The 11,655-nt window shown below is 49.1% G+C and carries 12 protein-coding genes and 1 other RNA gene; 10 read left to right on the forward strand and 3 right to left on the reverse strand.

The annotated features are described in order from the left end of the window. Positions 1-590 precede the first annotated feature (590 nt). Positions 591-1,529 (reverse strand): radical SAM protein, encoded by a 939-nt coding sequence (locus AB1I67_RS11255; protein WP_367029962.1) that lies wholly within the window; start codon positions 1,527-1,529, stop codon positions 591-593. Between the two features lie 190 nt (positions 1,530-1,719). On the opposite strand from AB1I67_RS11255, the gene AB1I67_RS11260 reads away from it, so the two are divergent. Continuing rightward, positions 1,720-2,436 (forward strand): AzlC family ABC transporter permease, encoded by a 717-nt coding sequence (locus tag AB1I67_RS11260; RefSeq protein WP_367029963.1) that lies wholly within the window; start codon positions 1,720-1,722, stop codon positions 2,434-2,436. Continuing rightward, entirely contained in the window at positions 2,433-2,765 is a 333-nt protein-coding gene (locus AB1I67_RS11265) for a branched-chain amino acid transporter permease (protein ID WP_367029964.1), read from the forward strand. Before AB1I67_RS11260 ends, AB1I67_RS11265 begins: the two co-directional genes overlap by 4 nt. 18 nt (positions 2,766-2,783) lie before the next feature. Here the strand turns inward: AB1I67_RS11265 and AB1I67_RS11270 are convergent, their stop codons facing one another. Further along, the gene (locus AB1I67_RS11270; RefSeq protein ID WP_367029965.1) at positions 2,784-3,704 is read right to left on the reverse strand and encodes an AraC family transcriptional regulator; all 921 of its coding nucleotides are present in this window, start codon (positions 3,702-3,704) and stop codon (positions 2,784-2,786) included. Between the two features lie 196 nt (positions 3,705-3,900). On the opposite strand from AB1I67_RS11270, the gene uxuA reads away from it, so the two are divergent. Next, on the forward strand, positions 3,901-4,950 hold the full coding sequence (gene uxuA / locus AB1I67_RS11275) for a mannonate dehydratase (protein WP_367029966.1): 1,050 nt from the start codon (positions 3,901-3,903) through the stop codon (positions 4,948-4,950). A gap of 93 nt (positions 4,951-5,043) precedes the next feature. After that, positions 5,044-5,220: non-coding RNA, 6S RNA (gene ssrS, locus AB1I67_RS11280), on the forward strand. A gap of 83 nt (positions 5,221-5,303) precedes the next feature. Here the strand turns inward: ssrS and AB1I67_RS11285 are convergent. Further along, positions 5,304-6,011, reverse strand: a complete 708-nt coding sequence (locus tag AB1I67_RS11285) for a helix-turn-helix transcriptional regulator (protein WP_367029967.1) — start codon at positions 6,009-6,011, stop codon at positions 5,304-5,306. Positions 6,012-6,240: 229 nt separating this feature from the next. Between AB1I67_RS11285 and AB1I67_RS11290 the strand changes: the two genes are divergently transcribed. Genes AB1I67_RS11290 through AB1I67_RS11315 form a run of 6 tightly spaced genes read left to right on the forward strand, consistent with a single transcriptional unit; the run spans position 6,241 to position 11,652 of the window. Then, complete coding sequence (locus AB1I67_RS11290; protein ID WP_367029968.1) at positions 6,241-7,458, forward strand: PatB family C-S lyase; 1,218 nt, start codon at positions 6,241-6,243, stop codon at positions 7,456-7,458. A gap of 41 nt (positions 7,459-7,499) precedes the next feature. Continuing rightward, positions 7,500-7,829 (forward strand): hypothetical protein, encoded by a 330-nt coding sequence (locus tag AB1I67_RS11295; protein WP_367029969.1) that lies wholly within the window; start codon positions 7,500-7,502, stop codon positions 7,827-7,829. Further along, positions 7,823-8,857: an SLC13 family permease gene (locus tag AB1I67_RS11300; RefSeq protein WP_367029970.1), complete on the forward strand. Its 1,035-nt coding sequence runs from the start codon at positions 7,823-7,825 to the stop codon at positions 8,855-8,857. The genes AB1I67_RS11295 and AB1I67_RS11300 overlap by 7 nt, the downstream gene beginning before the upstream one ends. A gap of 19 nt (positions 8,858-8,876) precedes the next feature. Further along, on the forward strand, positions 8,877-9,254 hold the full coding sequence (locus AB1I67_RS11305; protein WP_367029971.1) for a RidA family protein: 378 nt from the start codon (positions 8,877-8,879) through the stop codon (positions 9,252-9,254). A 20-nt stretch (positions 9,255-9,274) separates the two neighbouring features. Beyond that, positions 9,275-10,465 (forward strand): MalY/PatB family protein, encoded by a 1,191-nt coding sequence (locus AB1I67_RS11310; protein WP_367029972.1) that lies wholly within the window; start codon positions 9,275-9,277, stop codon positions 10,463-10,465. Further along, positions 10,465-11,652, forward strand: a complete 1,188-nt coding sequence (locus tag AB1I67_RS11315; RefSeq protein ID WP_367029973.1) for an amidohydrolase — start codon at positions 10,465-10,467, stop codon at positions 11,650-11,652. Before AB1I67_RS11310 ends, AB1I67_RS11315 begins: the two co-directional genes overlap by 1 nt. Positions 11,653-11,655: the final 3 nt, after the last annotated feature.

An 11,655-nucleotide genomic window follows, 5' to 3' on the forward strand; every position in this document is an offset into this window, starting at 1 on the left:
ATAAATTAAAAATATTTTAAATTGTTCGAAAATTTATATACAATACAACAATTAACAATTAGTATAAAAATATTTTTAAAAAAGTGTTGACAAATTAGGGCGTGTCTGGTATTATAAAGACAACAAAGAAAGAGAAACAAAACAGAGAACAAGAAAAGTTCTCAAAGAGAAATTCCAAACGTGAAGGGATTTCGAAAAATCTAAAAGAAGGAGGTACGGACCACCGAAGTAGCTAATTAAGTTTCCATTATCAAAAAGATAATCCGGAAACAAAGGAAAACGAATCTACCAAGTGAAAAACCACAGTAGTTGAGAAAAGTCCATATCAGAAGGTTATCAAAAATTGAAAAGGATCGTTTTAGTTATATGACGAGAAAGTATAATTAGAAAGATATATTTCAAAACCGGATAACGAAGAACAAAAGTAAAATGACTGGAAGAAGATCAGGTTGGTTGAGTAACAAAAGTAGAGGGAGAAAATTTAATATAGAAGGACGAAAAAGAAAAGAGAGGTAAAGTCCAATGGACGAAGTAAATTGAAAGAGGATATCAAAGATGTCAATCATTGGTATCCTCTTTCACATGTTTCCTCACAATCCTTCCAGGTCAAACGGCGGCGTATATTCTTCTTTAGCGCTGCTTTTTTCTTGCATAAATCCCTGTTCCAGGCCAAGCTCCAGTGCAGCGTCCACCACCTTCTGGTATTCGTAGGAGGTGATCCTGCGGTTTAACTCCGGGTAATCTGGATTTTTCCGGTAGGGGGTGTACTGGCTCATCAGACTGATATAGTACTGACCTTTTGGCAGGGCATCCGCCATCCAGTGGAGAAGGCGTATGGAATCCTGCCGTTGTCCGGGCAGTACCATATGGCGGATGATCACGCCCCTGTCCATGATGAGCGTGGATGAGGGACTATTTTGGCAGCTGTGGAATACGGGCGTGCCGGTCTGCTCGATCATCTGTAAGACCGCTTCTGAGGCCACTGCAAAGTAATCGGGAGCTTTGGAGTACCGTGCCGACAGTTCCCTGTCATAATATTTTAAGTCCGGGAGCCAGATGTCCACATAGTCCTTTAGGGCTTTCACCGTCTCGGTCCGCTCGTAGCCTCCGCAGTTGTAAACCACGGGGATCGAAAGCCGTTCCTTTGCCAGGTCCAGTGCGGGCAGAATCCAGGGAAGGTACTGGGTGGCAGTTACCAGGTTAATATTGTGGGCGCCCTGATCCTGGAGGCGCAGAAAAATATCAGCCAGTTGGCGGATGGTCAGGGTCTTGCCAAAATGCTCCTGGCTGATCTGGTGATTCTGGCAGAAACAGCAGCGCAGAGTGCAGCCGCTGAAAAAGACGGTCCCGCTTCCGCGGACGCCGCTGATGCATGGTTCCTCCCAGTGGTGTAGGGCTGCCCGGGCCGCTCTCACCTCACTTCCGGCGCCGCAGTAGCCCGCAGCGCTTCGCCTGTCTGTCCTGCACCTGCGTGGACAGAGTTCACAGGATGTTGTCTGGTCTTCTACAGAAAAGGAGAACGCCTCCATGATAATTCCTCCTTATGGCAGCTATAACCTTTTGGTCTGTCTGATCGCCGCCTGATCGCCGCCTCCGGATTGACAAAACCGGCCGGCAAATGATAAATTAGTACTTAATGCGATATCCGCACTGTTTACCAGTATACGAAAGACCAGGCGGGATTGCAAGCGTCTGTTCGGAAAAAGGGGAGGAAAGGTTATGTGGGAAAAGAATAGGGCAGAATTCCAGTACGCGTTTCCCAGGACGGTGCCTGTTATGGTGGGGTATCTGTTTCTTGGGGCGGCGTATGGTATTTTGATGAATGTCAATGGATTTGGAGTCTGGTGGACCCTGGCTGTCAGCGTTTTAGTGTTTGCCGGGAGTCTGCAGTATCTGGGCGTTACCATGCTGGCGTCCCTGGTGCATCCGGTGACGGCGTTTTTTATGTCCGTGATGCTGAACGCCAGACACTTGTTTTACGGGATTTCCATGCTGGGAAAATACAGCGAAGTGAAGAAGGGGAAGCCTTACCTGATCTTTGGATTGACGGACGAGACCTTTTCCGTGGTCTGTCATGAACAGATCCCGGAGTCACTTGATAAGGACCGGGTATATTTCTGGGTTACATTTCTGGACCAGTGTTACTGGGTCCTGGGGAGTGTGGCCGGAGCTATTGCCGGCAGTTATATCACCTTTGACACGACAGGGCTGGATTTTGCGCTGACGGCGCTGTTTGTGGTGATTTTTGTGGACCAGTGGAAACAGAAGGAAGGACATCTGTCTGCGGTCATCGGCGTAGGTGCGTCGGTGGTATGCCTGGTCCTGTTTGGGACCAGTTCCTTTATCATTCCGGCAATGGTACTGATCTTTGCCATTCTGGGATTTCAATACAGGCAGGGCAGAAAGACAGAGAGCGAAGAGGGGCGTGCGGTATGAGCGGAGAACTGACAAGAGAGATTTTGATCGTAGCGGCGATGATCGCGGGTACAGTGCTTACCCGCTTTCTGCCATTTATTGTATTTCCGGCAGGTAAGGAGACGCCCAGATTTGTAGGCTATCTGGGGAAGACCCTGCCGTTTGCCACGATGGGGCTTTTGGTCGTTTACTGCCTGAAAGGGATCCAGATCACGGCGGCGCCCTATGGACTGCCGGAACTGCTGGCTGTAGCTGCCATTGTACTGCTGCACAGATGGAAGGGCAATTCCCTTTTGAGCATTGGGGTGGGGACTGTATTTTATATGTTCCTGGTACAGGTGGTCTTTTAGGTACGCCGGCCTGCAGGCTCAGGGTGCTAAAATGACGTGCTGCTGCCTGAATTCAGTGGGAGACAGTCCGTATTCCTTTTTAAAGGCGCGGTAAAAGCTGGAGTAGTCGCTGAAGCCGTACTGCTGGAACAGGCTTCCCACAGGGGAACCGGCGAGGATTCCATTTTTACAGGCGTGCAGGCGTTTTTTGAGCACATACTGATGCAGGGAGATGCCCATGTTGTTCTTGAATACATGGGAGATATGGTATTTGCTCACAAAAAAGAAGTCTGCCAGCGCATCCAGGCTGAGATCCTCCTCCAGATGGCTGTTGATGTAATCGCAAACATTGACGTAGAGGGCGCTTGTGTAGACGGAGGATACCTCGTGGAGCCGGTCATAGGTGAGCCGGTTTACGTACAGCAAAAACTGGCAGAGCAGAAGGTTCCGGCTCAAATTCTGGAATGCGCGGCTGCTGCGGCTCTCCTCGATCAGCTCCATAAGCTGCCCCTGAAGCTGCTGTACCTGGATAAAATCGGCGCGGTAGTGGTAGATCTCCTTCTGCTTTACATAGTCAAAGGCATAGGAGAAGTCGGCGCATTCGCTGCAGAGCTTCTGGAAGCAGGCGTCGCTGATCCACAGGACGAACCTGCGGTAGGGCACGGCGGCGCTGTGGAAAACAGGGCGGTGCAAAACGCCCGGCGGTATCAGCAGATAATCCCCATATTCCAGATGGTGGGACTGGGAGGCGAACTCATAGCTCACATCCCCCTCCAGAAAGAAATAGAATTCATAGTAATCGTGGCGGTGGGAGGAGACATGCGCCGGGGTGCTGTCATTATAATAAAAAATCTCAAAATCACCGTCCTGCATATACTGGCGTGTAGTGAATCCAGTGATCAGTTCCTTCTTGACCGGAGTTTTGACCGGCGTTTTGGCGATACGTTCTGTTTTCGACATATCTGGCCTGTTCCTTTCATCTCTTTATCAGTCTCATACAACTGTTCCGTACCTTTATAGTGTCAGTTTAACATAGTTTCATTGAAATAACAACTTTTGCAATCTTCATCACAATTCCGGGAATTGCAAAATTCTGCGGGAATCGGTTATAATCATATCAGAACTTAAAAACGTGATATCACAAGGAGGTTTACACATGAAATTATCATTCCGCTGGTATGGAGAAGACGACAAAGTGACCCTGGAGAATATCCGTCAGATCCCGGGGATGCAGGCGATCGTTACGGCTGTTTATGATGTTCCCGTAGGAGAAGTATGGAGCAACGAAAGCATTTTAAAGCTTAAAAAGCAGGTGGAGGATGCAGGTCTTGCATTCGAGGTGATCGAGAGCATCCCGGTCCACGAGGATATCAAGCTGGGCAAGCCCACCAGAGACCAGTATATTGATAACTACTGTGAGAATATCCGCCGTGTGGCTGCAGCAGGCATCAAGTGTATCTGCTACAATTTCATGCCGGTGTTTGACTGGACCAGGACTCAGTTAGACCACGTGCTGCCGGATGGTTCCACTTCCCTGGTCTACTATCAGGAGCAGGTGGACAAGGTAAACCCTTTAGAGAGCGACAGTGATCTAACCCTTCCCGGTTGGGATTCCAGCTATACCAGGGATGGATTAAAGGCTGTGGTGGCAGAGTACAATGCCATGAGCGAGGATGACCTGTGGAACAACTTGAAATATTTCCTGGAGCGCGTGATCCCGGTAGCGGCTGAGTGCGACGTGAATATGGCGATCCATGAGGACGATCCCTGCTGGAGCATCTTCGGTCTGCCCCGCATCATCACCTGCGAGGAGAATTTAGACCGCTTCTTAAAGCTGGTGGATGACAGCCACAATGGCATCACTCTGTGCACCGGTTCCCTGGGATGCTCCGCGAAGAACGACGTAGTCCGCATGGCAGGCAAGTATGCAGCTATGGGCCGGATTCATTTTGCCCATATCCGTAATGTGGCAGTATTGGAGAATGGCTTTGAGGAGCGCGCCCATCTTTCCGGCTGCGGTTCCTTAGATATGTTTGCCATCTTAAAAGCTCTTCACGACAACGGCTTCACCGGCTACGTGAGACCGGACCACGGCCGCATGATCTGGGGGGAGACCGGGCGCGCAGGCTATGGCCTCTACGACCGCGCTTTAGGAGCTACCTATATCAACGGATTATGGGAAGCGATTGAAAAGACCAGCAAATAAATTCATTTGGCAGGAGAGGTTGGCAACCAGAAAAAGGAACTTGAAAAACGGCATCAGCTGTTGTATAATTAGTTCATAAGAAAAGACAGTTTGTAATTCCTGGGATGCACGACAACCTTACCCATTTTGAACCTACATTTGTGACTACGGGATTCCAATATTTGTGAGTGGATGTCAGGCCTCCTTCGAGTGGAAGGCAGAAGCCCACGTGAGGTTGCCCACCTAGCTTTGCTAGGCGTCAATAAGTAAGACCGACATTCTGGGATTACAAAAGAGAAAAGCAGCGAGCAATCGCTGCTTTATCTTTTTGGTGCGCCCGGCGGGCGCATGCTTTTGGAATGTTTCATTAGAAGTCAGGTCACAGACAACATATTATAGAGTTTTAAAAGGCGGATGTCGTCTTTGGTCACCTTTAGCTGCTGTACTAATTCCATATCCTCCTTAAGCCTCGTCTTCGACAAGAGCATCTTTATGGCTATCGGCATCATGGGGCGGGAGGAAAAGCCGTTGAAAAGGCCCCATTTTGTGTCAGAGTCCAGATAAGATGCCAGTATCTGGACACTTGCTTTTTCCATGGATGTGTCCTGGTTTGTCAGAGATATGTGAGTCATGGCATCATAATGCTCAATATAACCCCAATATGTATTTTCACAGTTCTGATAATTCTTGTAATCCTTGTAGTTCATATACATCATGATCTTATAACGATGATCCTCGGTCTCAGAAAGAACGTCGAATACGCACCGAATGATCCGGTTGCTTCGCCCATCGAAAAGATAGGAATAAAATTGTGATACTCCGCTGAAGAACGCGGGGCTGTTGCTTCCTGCGGAGATGACAGTCCGTTTGGGAGGACAGTACAGCAGCTGTTCCACATGGACCTGTACGGCGTCTGCTATTTCGTAGAGTGTCTCAACATCGACGGCAATCTCGCCTTTCTCATATTTCGATATGGTGGATTTGCTCTTATGAATGACTGCGGAAAGTTCGTCTAACGTCATGCCGTGCATTTTGCGGAAGGTGCGGATCCGGCTGCCGATCTGGTGGCTGATCTCTGACATAACAATCTCCTTTTCAACAAGTTTCGTATAAATCAACAATCCCATGATTTTTTGAAAATATCATAAGATTGTGTTTATTTTAGCACAATCAGCAGAAAAAATCCACTGTGAATAGAAAAAAGGAGCAAAAAGTTTATTGAAAGGAAACTTCACCTGCTTTGACGAATCAGCAGGGGGTTGTTAAAATGACATCATAAAGCAGCTGCCTAAAAAGAAAGGATGTAACAATATGTACAATTTTGATGAGATTATTGACAGACAACACACCAATGCGATGAATACGGACGGCTTTCGTGATTACATTTTTCACGCGGATGAATCTATGACCTTTCCGTATCGGGATGAGGAGTTTATCCGCATGTGGGTGGCCGACATGGAATTTGCTACGCCGGATGTGGTGATCGATGGCATGAGGGAGCGGCTGGACAAACGTATCTTTGGTTATACCAGGGTTTTTGAAAAATCTTATTATGATGCGTTTGCAGGCTGGTGCAAGAAACGGTATGACTGGACGTTTAAAAGAGAAGAGCTGGTGATGTCCAACGGGATCATTCCCGCCCTCTATGAGATGGTGGAGTATATCTGCAAACCGGATGAAAAAGTACTGTTCCTGACACCGTCTTATGCGTATTTCAAATATGCGGCTGATTTTAACAGACGGGATTATGTGTGTTCCGATCTGCTGTATGAGGACGGACGTTATTCCGTTGATTTTGACGATTTTGCAGAGAAAGCGGCAGACGTGAAGACGACCTTGTTTATTTTCTGCAATCCCCACAATCCCAGCGGACGCGTCTGGACGGAGGAGGAACTGAAGAGAATTGCTGATATCATCGAGCAGAATCACCTTTGGGTGATTTCCGATGAGATCCACTGCGATCTGATCCGCTGCGATCAGAAACATATCCCACTTGGCAAAGTGATGCCGGATTATGGCCGCCTTGTAACGTGCATGGCTCCCAGCAAGACCTTTAACCTGGCGGGCATGATGATCTCCAATGTCATGATCCGTGATGAGGGACTTAAGAACACCTGGCTGAGCCGGCATTATAATTTTGATAACCCGTTAAGCATCGCGGCTGCCCAGGCGGCATATGAAAAAGGGGAGCCGTGGCTGGAAGAATTGAGGGTTTATCTGGACGGCAATTTCAGTCTGGTGCAGAGCTATCTGGCGGAGCATCTGCCAAAGGCAAAATTCCGGATCTCCGAGGCGACCTATCTGGCCTGGGTGGACTTAAACGCATATTTTGAGCCGGATGAGCATCTGCCGCTGTTCTTCGCATATAAAGCGGGGGTTCTGCTGGAGGGCGGCAATATGTTTGTTCAAAATTCTGACGGCTTTATCCGCCTGAATCTGGCATGCCCGAGAGCAGTACTGGCAGAAGGCTTAAAACGGATATGCGAAGCAGTGAATACGAAGCATACGGAGAAATATTTGGGAGAATAACAAATAACAGCAAGTTGGGGAATAGCTGAGGGGTAAATATCATGAAAGAGACGAGAAGCAAAAAGAATTATGGCAGCAAGGCGCTGATACCGATACTGGTGTTTTTGGGTTTGTATCTGGGGTGCGGTACTTATTTTTCCGTAAAAAGTGTAGAATCGCCATTTTGGCTGATGCCCCGTTACGTGGCACTGATGATTGGGATTCTGGTGGCGCTCATCTGTTTTGAAAGAGATGAGAAATTTTCCGGCAAGGTAGATATTTACTGTAAGGGAGCCGGTGCGTCCGGCGTTATGCTTATGGGAATCATTGTTCTTTTGGCAGGCGGTTTTGCAAGCGCTACAGCAGCGATGGGGGGAAAGATTCCGTGGTGAATCTGGGGATTTCCCTGATTCCGACGCAGTTTTTAATACCGGGCATCTTTCTGATCTGCTGTATTATTTCCACTTGTATCGGAACCTCCATGGGAACCCAGGTCACCATGATACCAGTTGCGATCGCCCTTGCACAGGGAGCCGGACTGAATGTGGGGATGGCTGGCGCGGCAGCGATAGCAGGGGCATATTTTGGCGATAACCTTTCCATGATTTCGGATACGACCATAATCGCCACAAAAGGTGTGGGCGCCGAAATGAAAGATAAGTTTATCATGAACTTTAAGATTGCCATACCCGCAGCCGTGATCACGATGCTTCTGTATGGTGTTCTTAGCCTGAAAGGCGGGACGGTTTCAGGAGCGGCAGAGGCAGGCGCTTATAATATCCTGACGATCCTCCCGTATGTTACGGTGATCTCACTGGCGATCATGGGACTTGATGTGATCCTGGCTCTTGCCATAGGAACAGGGCTTGCATGTGTGATCGGCATGGGGATTGGGAGCGTAGGATTCTTTGACTGGGCCCAGGCTGTAGGGGCAGGAATGGAAGATATGTTCTGGCTTGCGGTATTTGCCATGATGGTATCGGGGATGATGGAGCTGGTCCGCCATTATGGAGGCGTGCAATGGCTTGTAGATACGGCGATGAAGCATACAAAGAGCAGAAAAAGCTGCCAGTATGTGATCGGACTGCTTTCTATGGCGATTTCGGGAACCACTCTGAACAATCCGGTGGCCTGTCTGATCAGTGCGCCTATTGCGAAAGAACTGGGAGAAGAGTATAAAATTGCGCCAAAGCGTATGGCGTCGCTCCTGGATATCTTCTCATGTGTGATTTTGATGGTGGTTCCGCATGACAGCGGCTGCCTGTTAGTACAGCAGTATAGCGGTTGTTCCTATCTTGATATTGTCAAGTACGCATTTTATCCGGTGCTGCTGATATTATTTACCTGCATTACCATCCAATGCGGTTTGTTGATGACAAAGGAAGAAAAGGAAGCAGTTGCATTAGAAAAAAACAGTTGAATTTAAGGAGGAAAACATCATGAAATTAGTAAATACAGAGAAAGCTCCGGGAGCGATCGGACCCTATTCCCAGGCATATGAGATAAATGGAGTAGTGTATACATCCGGACAGATCCCGGTTGATCCGGAAAATGGACAGGTTCCGGAGGGGATTGCAGCACAGGCGCATCAGAGCTGCAAAAATGTAGGTGCAATCCTTGAGGCAGCTGGCAGCGGGTTTGATCAGGTGTTTAAAACTACCTGTTTTCTTGCGGATATGGGGGACTTTGCGGCGTTCAATGAAGTGTATGCGGGTTATTTTGTGTCAAAACCGGCGAGAAGCTGTGTGGCGGTAAAAACGCTGCCCAAGGGTGTTTTGTGCGAAATTGAAGCTTCGGCAGAATTATATCCGGCTTGATCAGGCGGAAAGGGGAGGCTATGGACAAACAGAAGTTTTTGGAGAAGTATGTGGTTGACCGTCATGGCACCTGTTCTGCCAAGTGGGACGGTATGCAGGGGAAATTCGGAGATTCGGATCTGATCTCTATGTGGATCGCGGACATGGAGTTTAAGACCTGCGATGCGATCACAGATGCATTGATGGAGCGGTGCAGGCATGGGGTTTTCGGCTACAGCCTTGTGCCGGATGAGTATTATCAGGCGTTTTCCGACTGGATGGAAACCCGGTATCATTTCCCGGTGAAGAGCGAATGGGTGCGTTTTTCCACCGGCTGTGTGACGGCGATCTCCTGGATGATCCATGCATTTACCAGGCCCGGGGATGCCTGCATGATCCTGACGCCGGTATATTATCCGTTCCACAATGTGGTCACCAATAATGACCGGCGTCTGGTGAAGGCGGATCTGCGTTATGAAGACGGATATTTTACCATGGATTATGATGCCATAGAAAAAGCGATCACGGAGAACCAGGTGAAACTGTTTTTGCAGTGTTCTCCGCATAATCCCGCGGGCCGCGTATGGACGGAGGAGGAACTGGACCGGGTGCTGGCTATCTGTAAGAAGCATCATGTACTGGTGGTCAGCGATGAAATCCATCAGGATCTGGTGCTGGGGGAGAGATCCTTTGTGCCGGCAGCCGTAGTGTCAAATGGAAAATACCGGGATATGGTACTGACGCTTAATTCGGCTTCAAAGACTTTTAACCTGGCAACCCTGCTCCATTCCCATATCATCATTACAAATGACGGACTGAGAAAACAGTATGATGAGTTTGCGGCGGGACTCAACCGCACGGATGTCAGCATCATGGGCATGATCGCGGCCAGAGCCGGGTATGAGCAGGGCGGTGAGTGGCTTCAGAATATACTGGAGGGGGTCCGTGACAACTATGATTACCTGAAAACAGAACTGGGCAGGAATCTTCCGGGAATCACGGTCTGTGCGCTGGAGGGGACCTATCTGGCATTCCTGGATATGCGTTCTTATATAGATCCGGAGGAAATCCAGAATGTGATCCAGGGCCGCTGCCGTCTGGCAGTGGACTATGGAGAGTGGTTCGGAGACGGCTATAAGGGATTTATCAGGATCAACCTGGCTACGGATCCTGCTTATGTAAGGGAAGCGGTGGGGAACCTGGTAAAGGAGTTAAAGAAAGGGGAAGCGTAATGAATGCATTGGGGATTAAAGAACTTGCTTACGGGTTGCAGGACTATATCGTACATATGAGGCGGGAGTTTCACCGCCATCCGGAGCTTTCCGGAGAAGAATTCCGAACCAGGGATATCCTGGTCCGGGAGATAGAGAGCATGGGAGTTCCGTACAGGCTTTTAAAAGGAACCGGGATCATTGCGATCATCCAGGGGGGAAAACCGGGTAAGCACCGTGTGCTCCGGGCAGATATAGACGGACTGCCGGTACAGGAGGAAAGGGAAAATCTGAAACAGGAGAAAGCCTGTGTATCGGAGACTGACGGGGTATGCCATGCCTGCGGGCACGATGCCCATATGGCGGTATTGCTTGGAACCATGAAAGTCCTTTTAAAGCTACAAAGCGAGATCGAGGGAACCGTATATTGCTGCTTTGAAGAGGGGGAAGAAACGAACTGCGGGATCGATACGATGCTGGAGGCCCTTGCGGAGTACCCGGTGGATGAATGCTTTGCCCTGCATGTCTACAGCGGACTGGAGGCCGGGAAGGTCAATGTGGTACCGGGGCCCCGCATGGCGGGAACCGTTGGAATCGGGTTTTATGTGAAAGGGAAAGCCGGTCATGGTTCCAGACCGGATCAGGCGGCCAATCCAATCGTGCCGGCAGCGCACATTGTAACCCAGATCGATTCGGCATTTTTGAATCAGATCAATGCGGAGGAGACCGTAACCCTGGGGCTCTGCGTGTTCCAGGCGGGAGAGACTACCAATGTAATTCCGGAGCAGGCATATATTGGAGGCACCGCAAGATATTTCAACAAAGAAGAAGGGGAAAAGGCCCTTTATATTATTAACACGGTTGCAGAGAATACCGCTGCATGCCATAAATGCGCGATTGAATTCGCGCCGAGAAACAGGATCAGCCTGCTACCCGTGGTAAATGACGGTGAGGTGGCGCTGAATGTGCAAAGATCCCTGGAACAGATATGCGGAGAAGCTGTGATGGCGGATTGTGACAGATGGTACGCGTCGGAGTGCTACAGTATGTATCTGGAGAAGTATCCGGGGGCATTGGGATTTCTTGGCATCTGTAATCATGAATTGGGAAGCGGCGCTGCGCACCACAATGGAAGGTTTGATATTGATGAAACTTCTCTGGTGCTGGGCGTCTGTGCTGAAGCAGCATTTGTGTTTGATTTATCATAAGGG

The sequence above is a fragment of the Clostridium sp. AN503 genome, assembly GCF_040719375.1.
Classification (GTDB): Bacteria; Bacillota; Clostridia; order Lachnospirales; family Lachnospiraceae; genus Brotaphodocola.